This window comes from Mangrovibacillus cuniculi, assembly GCF_015482585.1.
Classification (GTDB): domain Bacteria; phylum Bacillota; class Bacilli; order Bacillales; family R1DC41; genus Mangrovibacillus; species Mangrovibacillus cuniculi.
Genome location: NZ_CP049742.1, coordinates 2,591,017 through 2,616,608 on the forward strand (window position 1 = coordinate 2,591,017; position 25,592 = coordinate 2,616,608).

Annotated in this window: 23 protein-coding genes; 10 read left to right on the top strand and 13 right to left on the bottom strand. The window is 38.4% G+C overall.

The window, feature by feature from the left end; translation table 11 throughout:
- Positions 1 to 43 precede the first annotated feature (43 nt).
- Entirely contained in the window at positions 44 to 415 is a 372-nt protein-coding gene (locus tag G8O30_RS13060; protein WP_239672495.1) for a hypothetical protein, read from the top strand.
- 163 nt (positions 416 to 578) lie between these two features.
- The gene (locus G8O30_RS13065) at positions 579 to 2,156 is read left to right on the top strand and encodes a catalase (RefSeq protein WP_239674563.1); all 1,578 of its coding nucleotides are present in this window, start codon (positions 579 to 581) and stop codon (positions 2,154 to 2,156) included.
- A gap of 86 nt (positions 2,157 to 2,242) precedes the next feature.
- On the opposite strand, the gene G8O30_RS13070 is transcribed toward G8O30_RS13065, so the two are convergent.
- From G8O30_RS13070 to G8O30_RS13080, 3 genes are all read right to left on the bottom strand, one after another.
- Positions 2,243 to 2,599: a hypothetical protein gene (locus G8O30_RS13070; RefSeq protein ID WP_239672496.1), complete on the bottom strand. Its 357-nt coding sequence runs from the start codon at positions 2,597 to 2,599 to the stop codon at positions 2,243 to 2,245.
- 313 nt (positions 2,600 to 2,912) lie between these two features.
- The gene (locus G8O30_RS13075; protein WP_239672497.1) at positions 2,913 to 4,067 is read right to left on the bottom strand and encodes an MFS transporter; all 1,155 of its coding nucleotides are present in this window, start codon (positions 4,065 to 4,067) and stop codon (positions 2,913 to 2,915) included.
- The gene (locus G8O30_RS13080; protein WP_239672498.1) at positions 4,064 to 5,197 is read right to left on the bottom strand and encodes an MGDG synthase family glycosyltransferase; all 1,134 of its coding nucleotides are present in this window, start codon (positions 5,195 to 5,197) and stop codon (positions 4,064 to 4,066) included. Before G8O30_RS13080 ends, G8O30_RS13075 begins: the two co-directional genes overlap by 4 nt.
- A 252-nt stretch (positions 5,198 to 5,449) precedes the next feature.
- Between G8O30_RS13080 and G8O30_RS13085 the strand changes: the two genes are divergently transcribed.
- Positions 5,450 to 7,105: a M20/M25/M40 family metallo-hydrolase gene (locus G8O30_RS13085; RefSeq protein ID WP_239672499.1), complete on the top strand. Its 1,656-nt coding sequence runs from the start codon at positions 5,450 to 5,452 to the stop codon at positions 7,103 to 7,105.
- Positions 7,106 to 7,166: 61 nt separating this feature from the next.
- Here G8O30_RS13085 and G8O30_RS13090 read toward each other — a convergent pair whose 3' ends face one another.
- Positions 7,167 to 7,634 carry a GNAT family N-acetyltransferase gene (locus G8O30_RS13090; protein ID WP_239672500.1) on the bottom strand — a complete coding sequence of 156 codons (468 nt, stop codon included), beginning with the start codon at positions 7,632 to 7,634 and terminating at the stop codon, positions 7,167 to 7,169.
- A gap of 85 nt (positions 7,635 to 7,719) precedes the next feature.
- Here G8O30_RS13090 and G8O30_RS13095 point away from each other — a divergent pair, with 85 nt between their 5' ends.
- The 4 genes from G8O30_RS13095 (at position 7,720) to treR (ending at position 12,441) form a co-directional block, all read left to right on the top strand.
- Positions 7,720 to 8,259 carry a flavodoxin family protein gene (locus G8O30_RS13095; protein WP_239672501.1) on the top strand — a complete coding sequence of 180 codons (540 nt, stop codon included), beginning with the start codon at positions 7,720 to 7,722 and terminating at the stop codon, positions 8,257 to 8,259.
- Positions 8,260 to 8,472: 213 nt separating this feature from the next.
- The gene (treP, locus tag G8O30_RS13100; RefSeq protein ID WP_239672502.1) at positions 8,473 to 9,888 is read left to right on the top strand and encodes a PTS system trehalose-specific EIIBC component; all 1,416 of its coding nucleotides are present in this window, start codon (positions 8,473 to 8,475) and stop codon (positions 9,886 to 9,888) included.
- A 160-nt stretch (positions 9,889 to 10,048) separates the two neighbouring features.
- Positions 10,049 to 11,704, top strand: a complete 1,656-nt coding sequence (gene treC, locus G8O30_RS13105) for an alpha,alpha-phosphotrehalase (protein ID WP_239672503.1) — start codon at positions 10,049 to 10,051, stop codon at positions 11,702 to 11,704.
- A 23-nt stretch (positions 11,705 to 11,727) separates the two neighbouring features.
- The gene (gene treR / locus G8O30_RS13110) at positions 11,728 to 12,441 is read left to right on the top strand and encodes a trehalose operon repressor (protein WP_239672504.1); all 714 of its coding nucleotides are present in this window, start codon (positions 11,728 to 11,730) and stop codon (positions 12,439 to 12,441) included.
- Between the two features lie 316 nt (positions 12,442 to 12,757).
- On the opposite strand, the gene G8O30_RS13115 is transcribed toward treR, so the two are convergent.
- The gene (locus G8O30_RS13115) at positions 12,758 to 13,126 is read right to left on the bottom strand and encodes a winged helix-turn-helix transcriptional regulator (RefSeq protein ID WP_239672505.1); all 369 of its coding nucleotides are present in this window, start codon (positions 13,124 to 13,126) and stop codon (positions 12,758 to 12,760) included.
- Positions 13,127 to 13,328: 202 nt separating this feature from the next.
- Between G8O30_RS13115 and G8O30_RS13120 the strand changes: the two genes are divergently transcribed.
- A complete protein-coding gene (locus G8O30_RS13120; RefSeq protein WP_239672506.1) occupies positions 13,329 to 14,510 on the top strand; it encodes an MFS transporter in 1,182 nt (393 codons plus the stop codon).
- A 135-nt stretch (positions 14,511 to 14,645) separates the two neighbouring features.
- Entirely contained in the window at positions 14,646 to 15,317 is a 672-nt protein-coding gene (locus G8O30_RS13125; RefSeq protein ID WP_239672507.1) for a haloacid dehalogenase type II, read from the top strand.
- A gap of 58 nt (positions 15,318 to 15,375) precedes the next feature.
- Here G8O30_RS13125 and G8O30_RS13130 read toward each other — a convergent pair whose 3' ends face one another.
- The 4 genes from G8O30_RS13130 to G8O30_RS13145 all read right to left on the bottom strand — a co-directional run bounded on the left by G8O30_RS13130 (position 15,376) and on the right by G8O30_RS13145 (position 20,840).
- A complete protein-coding gene (locus tag G8O30_RS13130; RefSeq protein WP_239672508.1) occupies positions 15,376 to 16,539 on the bottom strand; it encodes an iron-containing alcohol dehydrogenase in 1,164 nt (387 codons plus the stop codon).
- A gap of 94 nt (positions 16,540 to 16,633) precedes the next feature.
- Positions 16,634 to 18,166 carry a BCCT family transporter gene (locus G8O30_RS13135; protein WP_239672509.1) on the bottom strand — a complete coding sequence of 511 codons (1,533 nt, stop codon included), beginning with the start codon at positions 18,164 to 18,166 and terminating at the stop codon, positions 16,634 to 16,636.
- A gap of 201 nt (positions 18,167 to 18,367) precedes the next feature.
- Positions 18,368 to 19,588: a dicarboxylate/amino acid:cation symporter gene (locus G8O30_RS13140; RefSeq protein WP_239672510.1), complete on the bottom strand. Its 1,221-nt coding sequence runs from the start codon at positions 19,586 to 19,588 to the stop codon at positions 18,368 to 18,370.
- A 169-nt stretch (positions 19,589 to 19,757) separates the two neighbouring features.
- The gene (locus G8O30_RS13145) at positions 19,758 to 20,840 is read right to left on the bottom strand and encodes a GGDEF domain-containing protein (RefSeq protein WP_239672511.1); all 1,083 of its coding nucleotides are present in this window, start codon (positions 20,838 to 20,840) and stop codon (positions 19,758 to 19,760) included.
- Positions 20,841 to 21,037: 197 nt separating this feature from the next.
- Between G8O30_RS13145 and rluF the strand changes: the two genes are divergently transcribed.
- Positions 21,038 to 21,745, top strand: coding sequence for a 23S rRNA pseudouridine(2604) synthase RluF (gene rluF / locus G8O30_RS13150; protein WP_239672512.1), 708 nt, complete (start codon positions 21,038 to 21,040; stop codon positions 21,743 to 21,745).
- Between the two features lie 41 nt (positions 21,746 to 21,786).
- On the opposite strand, the gene G8O30_RS13155 is transcribed toward rluF, so the two are convergent.
- The 4 genes from G8O30_RS13155 to G8O30_RS13170 all read right to left on the bottom strand — a co-directional run bounded on the left by G8O30_RS13155 (position 21,787) and on the right by G8O30_RS13170 (position 25,492).
- A complete protein-coding gene (locus G8O30_RS13155; RefSeq protein ID WP_239672513.1) occupies positions 21,787 to 22,575 on the bottom strand; it encodes an ABC transporter permease in 789 nt (262 codons plus the stop codon).
- Positions 22,568 to 23,212 (bottom strand): ABC transporter ATP-binding protein, encoded by a 645-nt coding sequence (locus tag G8O30_RS13160; RefSeq protein WP_239672514.1) that lies wholly within the window; start codon positions 23,210 to 23,212, stop codon positions 22,568 to 22,570. Before G8O30_RS13160 ends, G8O30_RS13155 begins: the two co-directional genes overlap by 8 nt.
- A 154-nt stretch (positions 23,213 to 23,366) precedes the next feature.
- Positions 23,367 to 23,714, bottom strand: a complete 348-nt coding sequence (locus G8O30_RS13165) for a DUF805 domain-containing protein (protein ID WP_239672515.1) — start codon at positions 23,712 to 23,714, stop codon at positions 23,367 to 23,369.
- Between the two features lie 122 nt (positions 23,715 to 23,836).
- Complete coding sequence (locus tag G8O30_RS13170; protein WP_239672516.1) at positions 23,837 to 25,492, bottom strand: glycerol-3-phosphate dehydrogenase/oxidase; 1,656 nt, start codon at positions 25,490 to 25,492, stop codon at positions 23,837 to 23,839.
- Between the last annotated feature and the right edge of the window lie 100 nt (positions 25,493 to 25,592).

The window sequence follows — 25,592 nt, forward strand, 5'->3', positions numbered from 1 at the left end:
GTATAATCTATTTAATCTAAATATTCTAACAAGGAGAAATCTCATGACTTCCACTTCAAACATGCCAGAGTTAACAAAAGAACACCAAACATTATTATTGAATTCACTAAAAAAAACGGTACGACATACGATTACTACTGGGCAAGATAAAGTAGTGAAAGTCGAAGAACTAGATCTACTTCTACTTTCTACCGTAAAAGGGGATCAGCTTCAAGTTCCTGTATTTCAATTATCTCAATGCACTTTTGAAGATGAAACTCCTTCCGAGTTACCTCCTCCTATGTACATTGGGACATATCATAAAGAACATGGGTTTTCTGCCACAGTTAACCCTCAAATTGAAGGTACTTCCTATGAAGTAATGTGTCGTCATCTTCACTTCTGTTTAGAAATTTCTTTTAAACAACCTAAATAACACTTCTCAAAAGGGATGCTCTTATAGCATCTCTTTTATCGTTTTTCCACATTAAAACCTTTAACCTATATTTACTTCCTTGTTTTTCAATAGGTTTATAAATTTTAAGAATGGTAATACTGTTTGATGAAAAAAAGGAGGTTTTTTTGTGTCAGATAAAAATATGTCCAATCAACCTAATGGTCCAGATGAATTAACTAACAGCCAAGGTCACCCTGTAACAAACAATCAACATGTTCGTACTGTTGGTAACCGTGGCCCTACTACGCTAGAAAACTATGATTTTTTAGAGAAAATTAGCCACTTTGATCGCGAGCGAATTCCAGAGCGCGTCGTACATGCTCGAGGTGCTGGTGCACATGGTTACTTTGAATCATATGGTACATATAATGATGAACCGATTACGAATTACACAAGAGCAAAAGTATTTAAAAAAGGGCAACAAACTCCAGTCTTTGTTCGTTTTTCTACCGTTATTCATGGTAACCATTCTCCAGAAACATTACGTGATCCACGTGGATTCGCCGTAAAGTTTTACACAGAAGACGGCAACTGGGACTTAGTAGGGAATAACCTAAAGATTTTCTTTATCCGTGATCCGTTAAAGTTTCCTGATATGGTACATGCTTTCAAACCAGATCCATTAACAAACATTCAAGACATGGAGCGTTTCTTTGACTTTGTATCTCAGTCGCCAGAAGCAACACATATGATCACTTTCCTATTTTCTCCTTGGGGTATTCCAGCAACATACCGTCATATGCAAGGATCGGGAGTACATACGTACAAGTGGGTAAATGAAGAAGGAAAAGCGGTGTTAGTGAAGTATCATTGGGAACCTGTTCAAGGAATCCGTAATTTAACTCAAGTAGAAGCAGAAGAAGTTCAAGGGAAGAACTTTAATCATGCAACGCAAGATTTATATGAAGCAATTGAGCGTGAAGAATTCCCCGAGTGGGAATTGTATGTTCAAATTATGTCTGATGAAGAACATCCAGAGTTAGATTTTGATCCACTAGACCCTACAAAATTGTGGTACAAAGATCAATATCCATGGGTTAAGGTAGGAAAAATGGTGCTAAACAAAAATCCAGAAGACTATTTTAACGAAGTAGAGCAGGTTGCGTTTGGAACTGGGGTATTGGTAGATGGATTGGATTTTTCAGACGACAAACTTCTTCAAGGTAGAACATACTCCTACTCAGATACGCAGCGTTACCGTGTAGGCACAAACTACTTGCAATTACCAATTAACAAGCCGAAGAAAGATGTAGCCACAAACCAACGTGCAGGATCGATGGAATACAAGGTCAATAAGGGTCCTCACCAGAACCCTCATGTGAATTACGAACCTTCTGTTATGGGAGGACTGAAAGAACATAACCAGTCAGGCGTAGAGCATACACCTCATGTAGAAGGTAATTTAGTACGGGAAAGCATTGATCGCACCAATAATTTCGGTCAAGCTGGTGAGACATATCGACGACTGAGTGAGTTTGAGAGAGAAGAACTAATCAACAACTTGGTAGGCGCTTTAGCAACTTGTCGTAAAGAGATCCAAGACCAAATGGTAAAACATTTCTCAGAAGCAGATGCGGATTATGGGAAACGAGTGGCAGAAGGATTAAAGATGAAGGCTGACCAATCGGAAATGAGTTCCCGCGGGGTGTTGGGTAACTTAAAAGGGGAAGAAGGCGTCCATGAAGCCAATACTGATTCGAGGATATCGGATCCTTATTAAATGTGAGCGTTTAGCCGCGGAAACCTAATTGGGGTTCTGCGGCTTTCTTTGGGTTTTTCGGCGTGTTTTCCTTATAAACTTTAGGCTTAAGCGCTTTTGTTGCCTTCTTCTCTCTCCATCCATGGCGACTTAACCCTTTTGTCGCCTTCTTCCTTCTCCATCCATGGCGACTTAACTCTTTTGTCGCCTTCTTCCTTCTCCATCCATGGCGACTTAACCCTTTTGTCGCCTTCTTCCCTCTCCATCCATGGCGACTTAACCCTTTTGTCGCCTTCTTCTCTCTTCACCCATGGCGACTTAACCCTTTTGTCGCCTTCTTCTCTCTTCACCCATGGCGACTTAACCCTTTTGTCGCCTTCTTCCTTCTCTATCCTTGCGGCTTTAGCGCTTTTGTACCTACTTTCCTGCCTTCTCTTCTGCGGCTTTAGCGCTTTTGCACCCAATTTCCTACCTTCTCTCCTGCGGCTTTAGCGCTTTTGCACCCAAGTTCCTGCCTTCTCTTCTGCGGCTTTAGCGCTTTTGCACCCAAGTTCCTGCCTTCTCTCCTGCGGCTTAAGCGCTTTTGTACCCAAGTTCCTGCCTTCTCTTCTGCGGCTTAAGCGCTTTTGTACCCAATTTCCTGCCTTCTCTTCTGCGGCTTAAGCGCTTTTGTACCCAAGTTCCTGCCTTCTCTTCTGCGGCTTAAGCGCTTTTGCACCCAAGTTCCTGCGGCTTAAGCGCTTAAGCCGCAATAAGTACTATCTCATCTCCCCTCCGCTACCACTTCTCCCGCAAAAAATAAACTCCATAATAAGCCGCTGCCACCATTAGCAGCACTCCACTTATTAGAAAAGCTGTGTCCGTAGAGTAGTAGACTGTTACCAAGGCTCCTACCATAGGGCCTACCATTCCACCGAGCCCTTGAATTCCAGAAAGTATACCCCAGCCGGAGCTTTTAGACTGATCTGGTATGAAAGTAGATAGGAAAGAGTTCCACGCTGGCATCAGTAAGGCATAGGCTACACCGATAATTGCTGCAGCAACAATGGCAGCTTGAAAAGAAGAGATTACTATTACTCCTAAGATTCCTGCAGCTAGTGTCATGAATCCTAGTAAGATAGGAATTTTTCTTCCTACTAAATCAGCAAACTTACCCATTGGAATAAGTGATATTCCTATCAACACACCACCAACTACTAAAAGCATGGAATACTCCGTTGGCGATAATCTCAGTTCCTGATAGATAAAGCTCGGTAATATCGGCAGTAACATGCCCACAGCTACACCTTGTAATAGAATCCCTGGATACACCACTCTGCCTTTTCGAATCATTACTAATGTAGCCACCCACTCCCGCTTTAACGAACGAGAAGGAGTAGACTCAATTATTCTTTCTTGTGTAAAAAGCTCAAACAGCAGGTAGCTAGCGAACGTACTGCTTACTAGTAACCAGAAAGAGAACATGGTAGCGAATTGAATTAATACGTTTATAGATAAGGCACCTACGCTTAAACCCACTAACCAGGCTAAGTAAATGACTCCCATTTTCGATCCTCTTTCTTTTCCTTTTACCTTTGCCAATATATAAATCCACACCGGGCAAAGCCCCACGCCTAGGCAAGCTGCTCCAGCCAAGGCTGTCATATAACTAGGGTAATACCACATGCAAAATAAGCCAAAGAACATTACCATATAACTTACCCGTAACACTCTTTTTTCTCCAAAGCACTCCATCCAAAACCCAATAAAGACATTGGATAAGGCATCGAACACAAAATGAACAGACACAGCTACGCCTACTATCGCAATGGAGGTATGTAGTTGATCTGTTGCAAAAGTTGGTAGGTACCCAATGATAAATGCCCCTCTTACACATTCTGCAAAACTCAACATGAATGCTAAATAGATAAAACGACTTTTAGCTAGTGTCATCCTACGCCGACTTCCAATCTCTCCTCTACCATCTCCAGTAGGTTATCTACAATAACAGCTGCAGCAAAAGGTTGGTATAATTGGATCATTGCTTGTTCCATGGTTATTCGCACTTCTTCATTTTCTAGTATTCTACTTGTATTCCAGAGTACTTCTTCCACTGTGTGCACATGCACTGCTGCCTTCTTCCACTCAAAGAATTGAGCGTTTTCTTTCTCTTGTCCAGGAACAGCTCGATATAACACCAAGGGAACATGTTTAGCTAGAGCTTCACTTAACGTTATTCCTCCAGGCTTGGTAATCATCACTGTTGCCATTTCCATCAGTTCATCTATTTCTTGTACATATCCTAAAATTGCAACATTATGGTACATTCCTACCTTCTTCTCCAACAACTCTTTTAACTCTATGTTATTGCCACAGACGATTAGTAACTGCGAATCTTTCATCTCTGCTAACTCAGTTGCTAAGTAGTCCGTATCTTTTAACACGCCAAAAGCACCTGACATCAATAAAATGGTCTTCTTTGTTGCATCTAAACCATACTTCATCCATACATTTAGCTTGTCTTTCTTCTCTTCAAAAGCTGCTCTTACTGGGATTCCTGTCACACTTATACATGTTGGAGAGAAACCTAAATCAATCATCTCTTGCTTCATTTCTTCACTGGCCACAAAATAATGATCTACATTAGGATGTAGCCATCTAGAGTGCAGACAGAAATCTGTTAATGTGTGAACAACAGGAATAGCAGATCCTGTTTGTTTCTTCCACTCTCCTACAACTAACATAGGGAACGTATTGACGATGATATCAGGTTGAACTTTCGAGATTACTTCTCTTAGTCGCTCCATTCCAAATTGGTTAAACCATGTCGTGACACGGTAATCATTCTTCATATTGTTTGTCCCATAATAAAAACTTCCATATACTTTCTGACCAACTGTAAAACTCTTGATGTATAAGTATTTCGTCATTTTTGTAATAGCTGGGTGTGCTTCTTGAAATAAATCACATGTCGTAACATTCGTTATTCCTTTCGCGCGAAACTGCTTTTCGAGTGTGGTTGTTACTTGAAGATGACCGTTGCCGTAGCTTCCGGTCAAAATCAACACCTTAGTCGATTTCACAGTGAATCCTCCCTTTAGTAGAACAAAATAGAATAATTTCTTAACTTCAAGCACTATACCGTTATGTAGGTTAATTTTACTTAATCTAACAAATCATAAGAAATTCTTCTGTATCTAGTAAAATATTATGTAAGTTTTATTGGATTTCCTTTGTTATTTATGTAAAGATTTTATAAAGATTAAGATTTCTAAAAATTCTCTACCTTTGTTAGACTATAGCTACTATTCTTTTAAAAGCGAAGGAGTTATTTTATGTTACAATCCCGCGAGCAAGTGTTAGCTTATACGAAACAATTAGTTCAAATAGAAAGTATTGTGAACACCGAAGGAGAAAAAGTAATCGCGCATTCCTTACACACTCTTATTGCTTCTATGCCTTATTTTCAAAAGCACTACGACCAAGTTCTTCTGGAAAAAACGGTGGATGACGCACAAGATCGTTTTAACGTTCTGGCTTTTGTAAAAGGAACAAAAGCACCAAGCAATCGGACAGTTATTCTTATGGGTCACATTGATACTGTTGGCACCAATGATTACGACGAGCTGCAGTCACTAGCTTATAACCCAGAAAAATTAAAAGAAGCCTTGAAAGAAGAACCGCTCGCGGAACATGTGAAAGAACACGTACACTCCGACAATTGGATGTTCGGACGTGGTGTCTTAGATATGAAGAGCGGCCTAGCAAGTCACTTATTTTTACTACATTACTACAGTGAAAATCCTCATCTACTGGAAGGGAATATCGTTTTTGTTGGAGAGTGTGATGAAGAAGACGGATCGAATGGTATTTTAACAGCGGTATCCACGTTAAATAAATGGAAAGAGGAATACGGTTTTCAGTATGTGGGAGCCGTAAATGCAGACTTTGTTTCCCCAAGATACGCTGACGATCCAAACAGATATATTTATCAGGGAACCGTTGGAAAGCTTCTACCTTCCTTCTTTATTACAGGTGCCGAAACACATGTTGGCTCTGCTTTTGAAGGGTTAGATCCAAACTTTATTGCGGCAGAATTAACTAGAGCTATCAACTATAATCCAGCTTTGTGCGATGAATCGCTTGGAGAGACAACTGTACCTCCAGTTTCCTTAAAGCAAATGGACTTAAAGCCTTCCTATGATGTTCAAACGGCTTTGTCTGCATATGTGTACTATAATTTCTTTATCCATTCTTGGACTCCAAAGATGGTTCTCGACAAACTCTGCGCTATCGCTGAAGATGCCTTTACAAATGCTCTGGAATCTTTACAACAAAGGTACGAAGCATATGCCAAACTAAGTGGGCAGCCAGCTAATCCTCTACCTTGGAAGTCAAATGTAATGACATATGAGCAATTAGAGCAACAACTTGTAGACCTACATGGCGATACGTATCGAACACACATGGAAGAGTTTAAAGCCGCTCTAATGGAAAGAGAGGATCTAGATACTCGGATGTATGCTGCCCGAGTGGTAGAAGAAGCATGGAGATGGATGCCAGAAAAACAACCTACAATTATCGCTTTTTACTCATCGCTCTATTCCCCTCGAATTGAGATTAGTGGGAAAACCAATGAAGAAAAGCGATTACTAGAAGGTGTAAAAAAAGCAGTGGAAACCGTTCAACCATCTTATGCTTATCCAATCGTAACGAGAAACTTCTTCCCGTATATATCGGATATGAGTTTCGTTGCAATTAGTGATAACGAGGAAGGTATTCGAGCTGCAAACGTAAATAATCCAAGCTTTGGGACAAAATTGCGTGTGAATTATGAAGAAATAAGAGCGTTGAACGTTCCTGTTATTAATATTGGACCATACGGCGTGGATGCTCATAAAAAATTGGAACGGATGGAAATGACCTACTCCTTAGAGGTGGTACCTAATTTAACAAACGAAGTAGTACAATACGTATTGTCTTCCGATTAAAAACAGATCTCATCACGTAACCCAAAACCAGTGCTGCCTCCAAAGTTACACTGGTTTTCTTTTATGGATTACGCCTCATCGTAACAAACTGTCCTACTGGTGACAGAAACGTATGCTGTTGTACAAAGCCAAATTTTCCGTATAAGCAGATTGCTCGTTGATTGAAAGTCGCTACCGTTACCCTAAACGGCATCTCTTCCATTTGAACCTGATCTAGTATAAAGCCAAAAAAGCTTTTCCCTAATCCATTACCGGTCAAAGATGGTTTCATCCCTAATCCGATATCAATACAATCTTCGGCGTATGCTCCTACTGTATTACCAGAGGGAACTTGCGCTTCATTCCCCGTGCAAAAAAATCCTACCATTTCTTCTCGGTCATCTATTACCACATAATACATATCATTCATTAGTGCGGCAAACACATCATCTGTGTTAGGTAAATGATAAAAGTCATACGGAGCAGGATAGCGCCACTGCATAATTTCGTTAGCGTAGTCCTCTTTCATTTGTTCTACGGTCCAATTCAATGTCCTTCTTCCTCCCCATTTTGTTCGCCCTTTAGTAAATGGTATAGTGATGTTAGGAAAAATTCTACATAAAGGTGGAGATTTTTTGAAAACGTTAGTTCTTTTAGGAAGTACACGTGAAAACGGAAACAGCGAATGGCTAGCAAAAGAAGCTGTTAATGGAACGGAATATACAATGGTAGCTTTAGCTGACTTATCTATACAAGCAATTGTAGATCAAAGACATAAAGAGGGCGGATTTACTCATATACAAGATGACTATGACCACCTTGTGGAGCTTATGCTTTCTCACGATCGTTTAATCTTTGCTACACCTCTTTATTGGTATGGAATGAGTGGTCCTATGAAAGACTTCTTTGATCGTTGGTCTCAGTACCTGCGAGACGACCGCTACCAATTAAAGTCAGAGTTACAAAAGAAAGAGAATTATGTCATCATTTCTGGAGGAAAAGATGCTGGTGTGAAAGCCCTACCGTTAGTACAACAATTTGCTTACATCTTTGAATTTATGGGAATGACCTTTAACGACTATGTTATTTGTAAAGGGGTAAAACCTGGGGAAGTGAAAGATGATACGATCGCTGTCGCAAAAGTTCATGAGTGGAACCAATCGTTTTCAAAATAGTAAGGAAGTAGCGTTCTCTTAAAAATAGAGAACGTTTTTTTATTTTTTCTTGGTACCTCATAAAATAACACTTTCTATCCATACTAACTTTGTCGAAATATAGCACATTTTTTGTTGACGAAAGATGTATATACAAGTTATGATGAAAACGTAAACAAAACCTGTATATACAGGTTCCAATACATGTAAACGGTCTCAAAGGAGGAGAACTTAATGAGTAAAAACCGCGAAGTTGCTAAACAAGTACTTGCAGCTATTGGTGGAAAAGAGAATATCGCTTCCGCTACTCATTGTGTTACACGTCTTCGTTTTGCGCTTAACGATGAAAGCGTTGTAGATAAAGAAGCGTTAGAAGCAATTGATGTAGTAAAAGGTTCTTTTGCTACTAATGGTCAGTTCCAAGTTATTTTAGGACAAGGTTTAGTAGATAAAGTGTTTAAAGAACTAGCAGATGAAGCTGGTATTTCACAATCTTCTAAAGAAGAAACAAAAACAGCAGCAGAAAAGAACTTAAACCCTCTGCAACGCGCAGTTAAAACACTAGCTGATATTTTTATACCTATTCTTCCAGCCATCGTTACTGCTGGTCTTCTAATGGGTATTAACAACATTCTTACTGCAGGTGGCATTTTTGGAGATGCTTCTCTAATTGAAATGTACCCTGGCATAGCTGATATTGCTAACATTATCAATATCATTGCAAACACTGCTTTCGTCTTCTTACCTGCTTTAATTGGTTGGTCAGCAATGAAACGATTCGGTGGTAGTGAAATCTTAGGTATAGTACTCGGACTAATTTTAGTTCATCCGGATCTTCTAAACGCTTGGAGCTACGGACAGGCAATCGAAGAAGGAACCATGCCTACATGGAACTTATTTGGGTTAGAAATAAATAAGATGGGGTATCAAGGACAAGTTCTTCCTATCCTATTTGCTTCTTTCATCTTAGCGAAAATAGAAATTTTCTTACGTAAAAAAATCGCAGACGGATTCCAGCTTCTACTTGTTGGCCCAATTGCTTTACTAGTAACAGGTTTCCTAGCATTTGCAATCATTGGACCAATTACATTTGCGATTGGTAATGGAATCACTGGTGCATTTGTATGGGTATTTGAAAACGCTGCAATTATTGGTGGATTAATTTATGGAGCAATCTACGCACCATTAGTAATCACTGGTATGCATCACACATTCTTAGCAGTAGACTTACAACTAATTGGTTCTACAAATTCAACGCCACTTTGGCCAATTCTTGCACTATCCAATATCGCACAAGGGTCTGCAGCATTAGCAATGTTCTTCTTACTTCGTGAAGAAAAACTTAAAGGTCTGTCTATGACATCTGCTATATCTGCTTACCTTGGTATTACAGAACCGGCTATGTTTGGAGTAAACTTACGATTCCGCTTCCCATTCATCACAGCTATTATCAGTTCTGCTGTAGCTGCGATGTGGATTACAGCGAATAACGTACAGGCATTATCTATCGGTGTTGGTGGATTGCCAGGTATCTTCTCCATCGACCGAGACGGCTGGTTTGCATTTGCGATCGGTATGGTGATTGCGTTTGTTCTTCCGATTATTCTAACTTACGTATATGTGAAGGCACGTCGCATCAAGCTACAATAACCTCATAGAAATCAGAGAAAATAATACTTTCTCTGATTTCTTTTTTATTTCCTATCATAGCTTTGGGAATACTAGAGAATATAGAGCTTTACAACATTTCTTGAGAAAATAATAGAATTCAGATAAACTTGTATATACAAGTTGAAGAGGAGTGACAACAATGAACGAATGGTGGAGAAAATCCGTTGTTTATCAAATATATCCAAAAAGCTTTAATGACACGACCGGAAACGGTGTTGGCGACTTAAAAGGGATTCAAGAAAAGTTAGATTACCTAAAAAACTTAGGTGTTGATATTCTTTGGCTGACACCAGTTTATGCTTCCCCTCAAAAAGATAATGGCTATGACATTAGTGACTACTACTCTATCCATGATGAGTACGGGACAATGAAAGATTTTGATGAGTTATTAGAAGAAACGCATAAACGCGGCATGAAGCTCATTATGGACTTAGTGGTAAACCATACCTCAACAGAACACAACTGGTTCAAAGAATCACGTTCGTCTAAAGATAACAAGTACCGTAACTTCTATATTTGGCGTGATAAGCCAACTAATTGGGAATCAAAGTTTGGTGGCAACGCATGGGAGTATGATGAAGCGACAGGACAATATTATCTTCACCTTTTTGATGTGACACAGGCAGATCTAAACTGGGAAAACGAAGAAATGAGGCAACATGTGTACGATATGATGCATTTTTGGTTCCAAAAAGGCATCGATGGATTCCGTTTAGACGTAATTAATCTTATTTCTAAAGATCAAAACTTCCCAGATGACGACGGTTCCGTTGCACCAGGTGATGGCCGAAAGTTTTATACAGACGGACCGCGCGTTCATGAGTATTTAAAAGAAATGAATCAAGAAGTTTTATCTAAATACGATGCAATTACAGTTGGAGAAATGTCCTCTACGTCTATTGAGCATTGTATTCAATACTCCAATCCATCTAGCAAAGAGTTAAGTATGACGTTTAATTTCCATCATTTAAAAGTCGATTATCCTAATGGGGAAAAATGGGCTATTGGAGAAATGGATTTCCACGCGTTAAAGCAAATTCTTTCTAAATGGCAAGTAGAGATGAATAAAGGTGGAGGTTGGAACGCGCTGTTTTGGTGCAACCATGACCAACCACGAGTGGTCTCTCGCTATGGTCAAGACAAAGAATACCGAGTGGATTCCGCCAAAATGTTGGCAACCACTGTTCATTTAATGCAGGGAACTCCGTACATTTACCAAGGAGAAGAATTTGGGATGACGAACCCAGGATTCACATCTATCGACCAGTATCGTGATGTGGAAACGTTAAACTATTTCTCCATTATGAAAGAAAAAGGTATTGCGGAAGAAGAGATTATGGCAATTATTCAGCAAAAGTCTCGTGATAACTCCAGAACTCCTGTGCAATGGAATTCGGATAAAAATGCTGGTTTTACCACTGGTACACCTTGGATTGGGGTAAGCGAAAACTATCCTGAGATTAATGCAGAAGCTGCAGTTGCTGATGAAAATTCTATTTTCTATCACTATCAAAAATTGATTCAACTGCGCAAAGAGTACGACGTCATTACGACTGGGGATTACAAGTTACTTTCTGCTGAACATGAAGATGTGTTTGCTTATGTGAGAACCAATGGAGATGAGCAATTGTTAGTCGTGAATAACTTCTACGATAAGACAACTTCGTTCACTCATAATTTAACAGCATTTACTGCGGAAATCCTAATTAGTAACTATAAAGATTCTAAAGCCTTTGGAGAATCTATTACGCTTCGACCATATGAGTCAGTGGTGTATCACTTACGTCGTTCATGATACACTGATGTGGGTGAAATATTATGACGAAAAGTAAATTCCGTGTTATTTATGATGAGTTGGCACAGTTAATTCAATCAGGTGAATACGCACCAAAGCAAAGTTTACCTTCCGAAAATGAGTTAGCAGAGACATATCAAACTTCACGTGAGACGATTCGAAAAGCGCTGAAGCTTCTATCCGAACATGGATATATCCAAAAAATCCGTGGAAAAGGGTCTGTTGTGTTAGACATCAGCCGAATTGATTTTCCGATTTCGGGTTTGGTGAGCTTTCGAGAACTTGCGAAGAAGATGGGGACTCGAGCAGAAACTGATGTGGTGAAGCTTGTAAAGATTCAAAGTACTTCATTTCTAAATGAAGTACTTGAGCTAAGTCAAACAGAAGAGATATGGGAGCTTCATCGTGTACGTAGCATTGATGGAGAGAAAATCATCCTTGATAAAGATTATTTGGTAGTAGATGCGATTCCAACTTTGCCAAAAAAGGCTTGTGAAAAGTCGATTTATGCCTATATTGAAAAGGAATTAGGTTTATCGATAAGCTTTGCTAAAAAAGAGATTACAGTAGAACCCCCTACAAAGGAAGATCGTGCACTACTGGATTTAGAGGGCTACGATATGATCGTAGTAGTCAAGAGCCAAGTGTATTTAGAAGACACAACGCTTTTCCAATACACAGAATCAAGGCATCGACCAGATAAGTTTCGATTTGTGGATTTTGCACGTAGGCATTAAGGTTGTAAAAAAAGCTGGAACAAACCTATAAAGGTGCATTCCAGCTTTTTTGTATATTCATTTTAACGACCTCTAACTCTCCTTTGGTGCACCGGAGAAGACATTCGGCCACCATCCCGATCAACGACTGTTTGCTCAGGGGTTTCTTCCCATAATTCTCTATTTGAAAAGGACGGAAACGTATGCGTAGCATTATTCTCTGACCGAACTTGATCACCTAGGTATCTCCACACTTTCTTCACCTCATCAAATTTATTATTTGATTAACTATATAGCGAGATAGCATGGCTTAGAATAAGATATTTAAATTTTTAAACTACTGCAACGTCTGCTCCAACTCTTCCGGGTTTAATAATACTTCTTCTTTCTCAGGGTACGTCTTTTCTATATGTTGTTCACCCCAAACGCACAACATGTCTAATGCAGGCTTCAGAGTCCAACCGTAATCCGTTAGTTCATATTCAACCTTTGGTGGGACTTGATTGTATACGATTCTATTTAAAACACCTGCGTCTTCTAACTCTCTTAACTGCTGTGTTAGCATTTTTTGTGTAATTCCAGGCATTAATTTTTTTAACTCACTGGTACGTCGTTTATGTTTTATTAAGTGGCAAAGAATTACCACCTTCCATTTTCCTCCGATTACTTCTAGTGCTGCCTCGACTGGAATTTGATATTTTTTCATAACTTTCACCTCTTACCTTTAACATAGTTACTATTTATTTTACCCATACATTACAAAACAACTAGTAGGCACTTTCAAGTACCTATATCACAAAACAGTGACTATCGTACTTTAAAGTGCGTACTTCCACTCTTCTCCTATTCGGTGCATACTGTTCCATGCGAAGAACATTCTTCGAAAAACACAACAAGGAGGGGTTCGGATGAGCTCAACTTCATCATCCAAAAATAGTACGTTAGCTTTATTAGCATTAGCAATCAGTGCTTTTGGCATTGGTACAACAGAGTTTGTTCCCGTAGGTTTACTATCTGCTATGGCAGATGACCTTTCCATATCTATTACTGTAGCTGGATTTTTAATATCTGGTTATGCCATTGGGGTAGCTATTGGAGCACCTATTTTAACAGCTTTAACAAGTAAAATGAATCGTAAAACATTGCTACTATCCCTGATGCTTTTATTTATTATCGGAAATGGACTAGCAGCACTCTCTACTAGTTATGAACTTCTCTTAGTAGCTAGATTCTTAACGGCTTTTTCTCATGGTATCTTTTTCTCCATTGGAGCCACCATTGCAGCGGATCTTGTTGCACCATCTAAACGAGCAAGCGCCATCGCATTTATGTTTACTGGTTTAACAGTAGCAACTGTCACTGGAGTACCACTTGGAACATTTATAGGACAACTCTTTAATTGGCGAGCAACATTTGCGGGAGTCGCGATTCTAGGAATAATCGGCATTATTGCTATTTTCTTTTTACTCCCAAAAGATTTAAAACAAGCACCTCCGGCAGAATTCAAGGATCAATTAGCCATTTTAAGTAACGGAAAGTTAATGTTAGCTTTCGCTATAACAGCTCTTGGATATGGAGGTACATTCGTAACCTTTACCTATTTAACACCTCTATTACAAGATGTCGTAGGATTTAGTGGAAGTGTTATTTCCATCATCTTATTAGTTTATGGAATTGCAGTAGCCATAGGGAATGTATTAGGCGGAAAATTCTCTGATCGTAAACCGTTACGAGCACTTCAATGGATGTTTGTTGGACAAGCTATTATTTTATTACTTTTAAGCTTAGTTTCTACGACAAAGATACTTGCATTAATTGCTATTTTCTTACTTGGTTTATTTGCATTTATGAATGTACCAGGCCTTCAATTAGTGGTAGTATCTCTTGCTGAAAAGTACACTCCTTCCGCTGTAAATGTTGCCTCCGCATTTAATATCGCTGCATTCAACGTAGGGATTGCAATTGGTTCCATTGTTGGTGGGATGATTGTAGATTCCATCGGTGTAATTCATACTCCTTGGGTAGGAGCCAACATGGTGTTAGGAGCTGTGGTATTGACTGCTTGGCTCCGAAAAAAAGAGACAGAATAATGTTTAAAGATACGCATAATTGTCTATAAATAACTATAGAATAGTATTCCCCCTAGAATATTAATATCTAATGTAGCTACAAAGAATCCCCCAGAGATTCTTTGTAGCTTTTGTTATGAAGAAAGAGGTGACAATATGCAATCAACAATTAAAGCTTTTGTATTTGATGTCTACGGTACTCTATTTGACGTTCACTCTATCCAGCAGGTTGCAAACGAAATCTTTCCCGGAAAAGGGACAGAAATCAGCCAAACTTGGCGTCAAAAGCAGATTGAATACTCTTTTTTACGTCAGTTAATGGGTCAGTACAAATCGTTTAAACAAGTAACAAAAGATGCACTAGTATACTCCTTAACATTGCATGACCAAAAGGTAGATGATGAAAGTGTAAAACGATTAATAGACCAATATCTTCATTTAGACCTTTATCCAGAAGTCATAGATGTGTTAACTACAAAAGGTGATCAGAAATTGGCCGTTTTCTCCAATGGGTCTAGGGATATGTTAGAGCCTCTTTTAGATAATGCTAAAGTTAATTCCTTTTTTGATCATATCATTAGCGTAGATGACATCAAAAACTATAAACCTACACCCGCTTCCTATATGCATGCATTAAACCATCTAGGATTTAACAGGGAAGAGGTATTGTTTATGTCCTCAAATGGGTGGGATATAACTGGAGCAAAGAGTTTCGGCTTTCATACAGCATGGATCAATAGAGGTCAACTGCCTGTAGAGGTACTACAGTTACATCCTGATAATGAATGGGAAAGTTTAGTACCACTAAAAGAAATGTTGACAGCATAAGACGGTTATTTATACAAAAAGCTCCAGAGCATATTACCAATGTACTCTGGAGCTTTTATTATAATGATCTTTTTAAAATATCAAGAACGCTTTCTCTATCCATCGTCTTGTATGTGCCTACGCCTGGTTTAATAAACGTTTTTTCTACCATAACATCCAACATACTATCATCAATATCATAGTCTTTTAATGTAGTTGGTGCTCCTAAAGACTTCCAAAATATTCGGAGCGCATTTACACCTTCTCTAGCAATTTCTTCAACCGTTTTTTCTTCTGAAGAAATCCCGAAAACGTTCATTGCTAATTGTTTCACGCGAGAAGGGTCTTCTTCTAAAACATGCTCCAACCAATTAGGGAATAAGATGGCTAAACCACCACCATGAGGGATATCGTACACGGCAGATACTGCATGTTCGATTCGATGTGTTGCCCAATCTCCACCATCTGTTCCATAGGCTAAACTTCCGTTAAAGGCAGTTGTACTGACATACATCATCGTTGCGCGATGTTCATATGAATGTAAATCCTCTAGAAGCTTCGGACCTGTTGCAACAGCTGTTCTGAGTAATGATTCAATAAAACCGTCAATCATAGGAGTATTTTCTGTACGATGGAAATAATGCTCTAACGCATGAGACATGCTATCCACTATTCCATAAATGGTTTGATCTCTTGGTACAGAGTACGTGTAAGTTGGATCTAGGATGGAGAAAGTAGGATAAACAAATGGTGAACTCCAGCCTAGTTTATCTTTCGTATCCCAGTTTGTTATCACGGATACAGGATTCATTTCTGAACCTGTTGCAGCAAGTGTAAGCACTGTTCCAAATGGTAATGCTTCTTCGATAGCTACTTTTCCTGTAATAAGGTCCCATGTGCTCCCCTTATATTTAGCACCAACAGCAATCGCTTTAGTACAATCAATGACGCTTCCTCCACCGACTGCTAAAATGAAATCAATCTCTTCTTTCTGACAGATATCTACTCCTTTTTGCACAGTACTCAATCTAGGATTTGGTTCTACTCCTGATAACTCAAATACGGTAGCATCTATCTTACTTAATTGCTCCATCACATCGTCGTAAACACCATTCCTCTTTATACTACCCCCACCATAGACTAGAAGGACTTTACTATTTGGGGCTACCTCATTGGATAATGATGTTATTTGATTTTCACCAAAGATTAATTTAGTTGGATTGTGTTGAGTAAAATTTATCATGTCTTCACCTCTTTATGGACTTGAAATAACCATAACACATTTGTTTTTAGGGTTGTTATTTATAGCTCGCCTTTATTATATCAATATGACATGTTTAATCATTCTTGAATCGTACTATCCCTTGCTCTATTGCGAGTGATCTTGCCACTTTCGGTGCTAACCACAATAATGGCAATAAGATAAATGATACCGGCACTGCCGACACTACAATAAACGATTGAAGCGCATCAATACTACCATTTCCGATGAATAGTAGAACAGCCGCTACCGCACCCATCGTAACAGCCCAAAATACACGAAGAGCACCAGAAGGATCACCAGTACCAGTTACAGCCATAGATATGGTATAGGACATCGAATCACTAGTTGTTGCAACAAACACAACTGTAACGACTAAGAAACCTATTGCTAACGCAGTTCCAAATGGCATTTGCGTTACAATAGCAATCATCGCTGCCGGCATTCCACCAGTTTCTAATGGTCCTGAAACAGACCCAGCTTTCTGTAATTCATAAAAAATACCCGAACCACCAATTACTGAGAACCAAAAATTGGTCACTAATGGAGCAATGATAGCTACTGCTGTGACAAGCTGACGAATAGTTCGACCTCTAGATATACGACCGATAAAAATTGCCATCATTGGACCATAGCCGATAAACCAGCCCCAGAAAAATACTGTCCAATATGCTAGCCAATCTTTGTCTCCACGATATAAACTGACCATAAAGAAGTCCCTAACATAAAGACCAAACGACCCAATAAATGAATCGAATATAAAGGCAGCTGGACCTAAAAGTAAAACAAATAAGATTAAAATAATAGTAAAGATAACATTAAATCTACTCAACAATTGTATCCCTTTATGAACACCAGATACTGCCGATATCGATGCAACGGTGATTAGCCCAATAATAATGAAAAGCTGCGTCAAGTAGGTATCAGGTATTCCAAAAATAGATTGAACAGCATAGGAGGCCTGTAATCCTAAGAACCCTATAGGTCCAATAGTACCTGCAGCTACTGCGATGATTGAAAAAGCATCTACTACAGTCCCTAATACACTCTTCTTCATAATCTTTTCGCCAAAGATCGGATACAGCAACGTTCTAGGCTTCAGTGGCATTCCCTTATGAAAATGCCCGTACATAATAACTATGGCACCTAGAGTACCTAGAATCGCCCAAGCTAAGAATCCCCAATCCAAAAATGACTGAGTTAAAGCCGGAGCAACTGCATCTGTTGTACCAGGGGCTACATCCCCATACATAGGTGGTGTAGATAAAAAATGATACAGTGGTTCTGCTGCAGCCCAAAATACTCCGCCACCAGCTAACAACGTACACATGATAATAGCAATCCATTTAAACGTACTTAATTCTGGGTCATTTGTTTTCCCTAACACCACTTCCCCGTATTTAGAGAAAGCAATCCCTATTGCGACAAGAAATGTCGCTAACATTAAGACTTGCCAAAACGCTCCAAAATACGTAGCCGAGAAGGTAAATGATGTACTTACTAGTTCCCCTACTCGACTAGCATCTATCAATGCTGCTACTACAAATAGTAGTAGCGCTCCGCCACTAATTATTACTACTGGCCAATCTATATTATCTTGTTTAAACAATGTAATCCTCCTTATCTAATAATAAGCTTTTCTGAAAAGCACAAGTGGCCATTATAACAAAAGACAACTTATCGTTACAACCATCAATTATATAAGTACTTTTGTTAGTTTATCTCGAACGTTACTTTTTCACTCATCCATTACAGAACAGAAAAAGGTTTGAGCAGTATCCCCTACCACTCAAACCTTTTACTATCCAAGCTATGCATTATCGCTTTTTTCTGTCTTATCAATAATAGATGTCCCCACAAGATCACCCGTAACATTTAACATCGTAGCACCCATTCCAACTAATGCGTCGATTGCTGCTAACAAAGCAACAGTTTCCATAGGTAACCCAAGTTGTGCGAAAACAGTAGCAATCATCACCAGTCCTGCTCCTGGTACTCCAGCTGTTCCGACGGAAGCTAACGTACCAATTAGCACCACTACCAACATATCGGTAATGGTTAAAGGATTACCAATAACATTTGCCGCGAATACAGCAGATACGGCAATACGGATTGCTGCACCATCCATATTAATAGTTGCACCTAAAGGTAAACTAAATCCATACAAACTTTTAGACAACCCTAAGTTTTTCGCTGCATTTAACGTTACTGGAAGAGTTCCAGAACTACTTTGGGTTACAAAAGCCGTAATCATTGGTGTACGAGCTTGTGTGAAAAACTGTTTAGGACTAATCTTAAAGAATACCATCGCAATAATATAAAAAATAATTTGTACTGCTATTGCAACATAAAGTACTAATACTACATTCCCTAGTTGCAACAAAGTATCTAGACCTTGATTTCCAACGGTTTTTGCAATAATTGCAAAGATACCTATCGGTAAATATAGTAAAATTCCTTTCATAATAAACAAGGTTGCTTCATTAAGACCATTTAACACTTTATACAATTGGTCTCCAAACTCACGATACTCTTCTGTTGAACGCAAATAGGAGATTCCTATCCCAAATACGATAGCTGTAAAAATAATTCCTAAGAAATTATATTCTGTAAAAGCCGTAACAATATTGCTCGGCACAATATTTAAAAGGACACTAACAATCCCTGGATTGTTTGGCGTTTCAAACGTCTCATTCGTTGGTAAAGTCAATCCCGTTCCTGGACTAAAAATCGTCGCAACAGTTATACCGACTATAATCGCAAATGCAGAGGAAAGAAGATAATATAGAAATGTTTTTCCTCCCATTCGACCTAAAGTACTCCACTTTGTTTGGTTAACACCTACCATTAATGTAAAGAGAATTAATGGTAAGATTAAAAAGTTTAGCAAACGTAACAGTAAATCTCCTAAAGGAGCTATTACAGCAGCATCTTCCCCAAAAACTATTCCGACTATAATACCTAAAATAAGCGCAACGGAAACTTTAAGAATTAAAGAGGACCGTGTATATAAATTCCAGACATTTTTCATTATTAACCACCCGACTAAATTAGTTTTTTATTAGATTACCCTATATGAATGGTTCGTATTAAACACATTAATCATATAATCTTAATCGGGTTTGACTATAACGTATGCGGGAATAATAGGTCAATTAGAATGCTTAAGAACCTGTGAGTGGCTAAACTCACAGGCTCTCTTAAAAATCAATACACACTCTATTTCTACCTAGCCTCTTCGCTTTGTATAAGGCTTGATCAGCGTATCTTACTAAGTCGTCCCCATTTTCTACTATTTGAGGGTAAGAGGAAACACCGACAGAAATTGTGATGGACAGCTTTTTATGATCACTTATAGTGAAAGACGCTGCCTCCACTGTCTCTCGAATTCTTTCTGCAATTTCCTCTGCTCTTTCAACATGGCAGTCCGGTAATAAAACAGAAAACTCTTCTCCGCCATTTCTAGAAACAGTATCAACTGACCTAGTAGTCTTTCTTAGAATTTCTCCTAGTTGAGCAAGAACTAAATCTCCCGCTTTATGCCCATACGTATCATTAACTTTTTTAAAATAATCAATATCTATCATTAAAATAGATAAATCTTCTTTTTTCTCTTCTGCAGTATACATTAAATTATTTAATTGAAGATCAAATGCCCTCACATTGTTTAATCCAGTTAAAAAATCTACAGTCGATTCATTTTTATATTTCAGCATAAGTTCTTGAGAACGTATTAAATAATCTACATAGAATACGGAAGCTACCCCACCTAGTAACGAGAGAACCCAATATGTTGGTAATAGTTCTTTGAGAATCGAAAGGTCTTTTACTAAGACAGAAATAACAACCGTAAATGTAATGTTAGTATGAAGTAACATTACTAATACTTTATTGATTAATTTTTTGTCTTTCATTAATTTAATTATGATATAGTATCCAATCAATACAACTAACAATAATATGGCAGCTCCAACTGCAGAGGCATTAGCACCTAAATAAAAGCGATAGATAACAATTAGAATAGTGCTAATCATGGCTTGATTTAACCCCACAAAAATCATTAATAACATTACAGGGATAAATCGTAAATCAATGATTGTTTGCTGTGTTACTGCGATAGAAAAATTCATTAAGATGATTCCTAACGTTGCACCTGCCAGTCCGTCAATCATTTTCAACGTATCGCTAGTAAATATCGAAAGTAGCTTCCTCCACCTAAGTTGAAGATACGTAAATGCTAGTGCTACTATAATACAGATATTAATAAAAAGATCTACGTACATGTTGTCACCTCAAATCTTTACAGTTACTACCATTAACGAGAATGGTGGGATCTTTGTAGACACAAAACATAACAAAACTGTAATTTTCTACTCTCGTAGTCTTAAAAATTATATGTTAGTGTATTTGTGTCGATTCATCATAATGTCTATAATATGCTTATATTTTATCAAATAACAAACTAAGGGTGTGTATTATCTTGCGTTTAAATAAATTTATTGCAGATTCAGGAAAAGCTTCTCGCCGTGGTGCGGATCGGTTAATTGAAGAAGGTCGAGTGAAGATAAATGGGAAGAAAGCAAAAATTGGTGATCAAGTTCATCCTGGTGATGAAATTATGGTTAACGGTGAAACCATTCGTTTAGCTAGAAACAATGTATACCTTGTGTTAAATAAACCAGTTGGCATAACATGTACTTCTGAAAAAGGTGTAAAAGGGAATATCATTGATTTTGTCAACCATCCGCTACGCATTTCGCACGTAGGTCGTCTAGATAAGGAATCGGAAGGATTGATTTTACTTACAAACGATGGAGACATTGTAAATGAAATCTTACGTCCAGAGAATAAACATGAAAAAGAATATATTGTTTCAGTAGACAAGCCTATTACACCAGAATTCGTAAAGCAGATGTCTGAAGGGGTAAAAATTCTTGGGACGAAGACGTTACCTTGTAAGGTGGAACAATTGTCAAAGTTTGATTTTAAAATCACCTTAACACAGGGGTTGAACAGACAAATTCGCCGCATGTGCGAGGTGTTAGGATATGAAGTTTTTCGTTTACAAAGAACAAGAATCATGAACATAACATTAGGAAATCTTCCAATGGGGCAGTGGCGCGATCTTTCAAAAAAAGAGCGTGAGCAGTTGTTTAGAGAATTGGATTACACTCCTAACGAATGGTAAGAAAAAAGGATGAAACCTCATTCGTTAGGTTTCATCCTTTTTTAATCCTCTAAATCCACTAGCTGCTGTCGATCATTAAAATATGTTTTATAACCTAACTGTAAAAAAATAATGACACAAAGTGCAACGCTTCCAACCACTCCTAACATGGTAGCTATTTGATAGCCTAAAGCAACTAATGGAGACGCTCCTGCGATAATTTGTCCTGTCATCATCCCTGGTAAGAATACAATTCCCATCCCTACTAGAGAATTAATTGTGGGCAACATCGCAGCATCAAAAGCTTGATTTACAACCTCTGCAGCGGCAACTTTAGGAGTAGCCCCAAGCATTAATGCTCCCTCGATTTGAGGTTTTTTGGACTTCATTTCAATAGCCAAGTGGTTTACTCCAAGCGTGACAGCTGTCATCGACTTACCGATGATCATCCCAGCAATAGGAATAAAATATTGTGGGTTATACCATGGCTCTAACTGTAGAACCACAAACATAAAAAAGGCTATGGTACAGATAATGCCAACAGTCATTGCAAAAGCCACAATTTTCTTAATGTCTTTTCCGATTGTCACTTTTGTGCGCTGATATACGTTAACAATCGCAAAAAGCAACATAACAAAGACAGCTAATAGAGTGTACCAAGGACTTGCGTTATCGAAAATAAATACTAATATGTATCCAACAATAATTAACTGCAAGGTCATCCTTGCTGTCGCAATTAGAACTTCTTTTTCACGAGGGATTTTTCTGAAACGAATAATAGCAATTAATATCAACACAAATATGTATGCAGAAGCAATTTGCCAAAAAGACAAATTCATCATATCATTCATCTTCGTCCCTCTTTTCCGTTAAACGATAAGGCCCCATGTCAATTGTATCCTCTGCATATTTCTCTGCTATCTCTTCATCATGTGTTACCATCAACACACTCATTTCTTTTTGTTTCACATACTCCATAACACTACTCATAATACTTTCGGCCGTATCATCGTCAAGCGCAGAGGTCGGTTCGTCTAGTAATAAGACCTCTGGGTACATCAACAATGATCTTGCGAGCGCTAAACGTTGTTTTTCCCCACCTGATAAATGGTCAACATCTTCTGCCAGTTCTTTATTCAATCTAAACATACTTAATATTTCCTTAAGTCGATTATCCTCTGGAAATTCTTGTTCAGTAAATTTTAACCCAATCAGTAAATTATCTTTAATCGTTCCATCAAACATAACCGGTGATTGAGGGACCATTAAGATTTTTTTACGAATGGAAATAGGATCCATCTCTTTTAAGTCCTCATTATGATATAAAACCTTTCCTTTTGTAGGGGTTATTAAATGAGTAAGTAAACGAAGGAAAGTTGATTTTCCACTACCACTCGGCCCGACAATACTAATAATACTTTTAGAAGGGATGTTCATAGAAGGTATATGAATAATATCCTTGTATCTCAGATCGCGTATTTCAAACATATAACCCCCCCTTTTTATTATTCTTTGAAAAGATTATCGGAATATACTATGTAAAGATATTTTTACCCTTCTAATAAATGACCTAAACAGAAAAGAAAGAGGACTACATAAAAAAGACGCTGCCAGTAAGCAACGTCTTTTTATCGTTATATAATTATAGAGTCTTTGGATTAGGTCCGTATTTGTTCGAACCTTCTTGGCTGTCTAGACAAGCAAATACTAGAAGGACAATTGCTCCAACTAAAGGAACAAGGACAATTAACAGCCACCAAGCGCTTCTTCCAATATCGTGTAAACGTCTAACACATACTGCTAGTCCTGGAATAAGAACTAATAAAGAATAGATAACTTGTAAACCAAATGGTAGACCTAGTAAATTGTCTACTACACCTAAAAGTAACGATATTACTGCACTAATTAGAGCAAACATCCAATATTCTTTACGACGCGCACGTCCACTAAACGTCGCATATTTTTTTAAAACTTCTACATACCACTGCATAAAATAAATCTCCCTTGTTGTTAAAAATTGATTTCTGGGACAATTATAACATTTTTAGGAGATTATAAAATTGTAATAAATGCCAAAAGCGTCTCTAGGAAAGTCTAGAGACGCTTTTCTTCTTATGCTTGTGGTACCACAGCAAATTCTATTTCTTTCTCTAACTCTTCTACATATTTTGCTTTCTGCTCCGGAGTCCATTTTAGTAAGTGGTTCATTAACTCAACCACTTCGTCTTTCCACTTTCGAACCCAAGCAATGTCAAAGAACAATGCTCCTGTTCTACGAATGAAGAAATCTACTGGTGTGGCTGTCATTTCTTCTTGGATGCTATATATTACTTGAGCATATAGAGTCGCCGGAATACGAGAAGTATGGTCTGTTACACTATATGCTTGCGCTAGTTTAAACAATTGATCAACATTAGATCCATACATTCTAGCTAACGTACTTCCTTGTTCTATAGTAAGTCCGTGTTGTACCGCTTCCTTCGCCTTTTGCTCTACAAATCTAGGGAAACCTTTAGATCCTCCAACATGTCCTCCGGAGATTGGCATATTCTTCGTAGTGGACTTAGGGAATTTCTTTTTAGCTGTTTCTTCTAAACGTTTTACTACAAGATCCACTACTGTTTCTCCCATTTTACGATATCCTGTCAGCTTTCCACCTGCAATGGTAATCAATCCGCTTTCGCCTTCCCAGATTTCATCCCTGCGTGAAATCTCAGACGGATCTTTTCCTTCTTCATAAATTAGTGGCCGAATTCCAGCCCAACTGGACTCTACATCTTCCTTTGTCACTTTCACTTCTGGGAACATGTAGTGAATACTATTCAAAATGTACTCACGATCTTCATCTGTCATGTATGGTTTTGCTTTTTCCTTGTCATAGAAAGTATCCGTTGTCCCAACGTATGCTTTACCATCACGTGGAATAGCGAATACCATTCGACCATCTGGCGTATCAAAATATACCGCTTGTCGCAACGGGAATTTACTCTGATCAATAACAATATGAACACCTTTGGTCAGACGAAGCTTTTTATTATTGCGACTGTAGTCTTTTCCGCGCACCTCATCTACCCAAGGACCAGCTGCGTTCACTACTTTAGACCCTTTAATCTCTAAAAGTTCTTTCGTAATTAGATCTTCTGCTTCAATTCCAATAACTTTTTTATCACCATAAAGAAAACGGGCTGATTTCATATAATTCATGACTGTCGCTCCGTGAGCAACTGCTTCTTTCATCACTTCTATAGTCAGACGAGCATCATCCGTACGATATTCAACGTAGTAACCGCCACCTTTTAAACCATCTTTCTTCACCAGTGGCTCTTTAGATAGAGTATCGGATACAGATAACATAGAGCGTCGTTCACTTTTCTTTACACCTGCAAGATAGTCGTATATTTTTAATCCAATAGAAGTACTGAACTTACCAAACGTACCTCCTTGATGTAATGGTAGTAGCATCCATTCTGGAGTGGTTACGTGAGGCCCATTTTCATATACGATTTCACGTTCTTTACCAACTTCCGCCACCATCTTAACCTCAAATTGTTTTAAATAACGTAAACCACCGTGAACTAATTTCGTAGAACGGCTGGAGGTACCTGATGCGAAGTCCTGCATTTCCACTAAGGCAACTTTCATGCCTCGCTTAGAGGCATCTAGCGCAATACCTGCTCCAGTAATTCCTCCACCGATAACAATCAGATCAAAGTTTGTGTGTTGTAAACGTGTTTTTACTTCTTCTCGTAGTGTGCTTGAAAATGTCATATGTGTAACCTCCTATTAGGTATCATGTACAAAAAAAGAGAGACCAAACTAGCATTACAAAAGCAGTTGCTTCGTAATGTAGAATGGTCTCTCTGCGTCT

Bases quoted from the DNA above. Each gene is read 5' to 3' on its own strand.
- G8O30_RS13170 (WP_239672516.1), bottom strand. From the start codon at position 25,492: ATGACATTTTCAAGCACACTACGAGAAGAAGTAAAAACACGTTTACAA.
- G8O30_RS13165 (WP_239672515.1), bottom strand. From the start codon at position 23,714: ATGCAGTGGTATGTAGAAGTTTTAAAAAAATATGCGACGTTTAGTGGA.
- G8O30_RS13075 (WP_239672497.1), bottom strand. From the start codon at position 4,067: ATGACACTAGCTAAAAGTCGTTTTATCTATTTAGCATTCATGTTGAGT.
- treP (WP_239672502.1), top strand. From the start codon at position 8,473: ATGAGTAAAAACCGCGAAGTTGCTAAACAAGTACTTGCAGCTATTGGT.
- G8O30_RS13120 (WP_239672506.1), top strand. From the start codon at position 13,329: ATGAGCTCAACTTCATCATCCAAAAATAGTACGTTAGCTTTATTAGCA.
- G8O30_RS13145 (WP_239672511.1), bottom strand. From the start codon at position 20,840: ATGTACGTAGATCTTTTTATTAATATCTGTATTATAGTAGCACTAGCA.
- G8O30_RS13140 (WP_239672510.1), bottom strand. From the start codon at position 19,588: ATGAAAAATGTCTGGAATTTATATACACGGTCCTCTTTAATTCTTAAA.
- treC (WP_239672503.1), top strand. From the start codon at position 10,049: ATGAACGAATGGTGGAGAAAATCCGTTGTTTATCAAATATATCCAAAA.
- G8O30_RS13125 (WP_239672507.1), top strand. From the start codon at position 14,646: ATGCAATCAACAATTAAAGCTTTTGTATTTGATGTCTACGGTACTCTA.
- G8O30_RS13155 (WP_239672513.1), bottom strand. From the start codon at position 22,575: ATGAATGATATGATGAATTTGTCTTTTTGGCAAATTGCTTCTGCATAC.
- G8O30_RS13160 (WP_239672514.1), bottom strand. From the start codon at position 23,212: ATGTTTGAAATACGCGATCTGAGATACAAGGATATTATTCATATACCT.
- G8O30_RS13115 (WP_239672505.1), bottom strand. From the start codon at position 13,126: ATGAAAAAATATCAAATTCCAGTCGAGGCAGCACTAGAAGTAATCGGA.
- G8O30_RS13085 (WP_239672499.1), top strand. From the start codon at position 5,450: ATGTTACAATCCCGCGAGCAAGTGTTAGCTTATACGAAACAATTAGTT.
- treR (WP_239672504.1), top strand. From the start codon at position 11,728: ATGACGAAAAGTAAATTCCGTGTTATTTATGATGAGTTGGCACAGTTA.
- G8O30_RS13130 (WP_239672508.1), bottom strand. From the start codon at position 16,539: ATGATAAATTTTACTCAACACAATCCAACTAAATTAATCTTTGGTGAA.
- G8O30_RS13060 (WP_239672495.1), top strand. From the start codon at position 44: ATGACTTCCACTTCAAACATGCCAGAGTTAACAAAAGAACACCAAACA.
- G8O30_RS13065 (WP_239674563.1), top strand. From the start codon at position 579: ATGTCCAATCAACCTAATGGTCCAGATGAATTAACTAACAGCCAAGGT.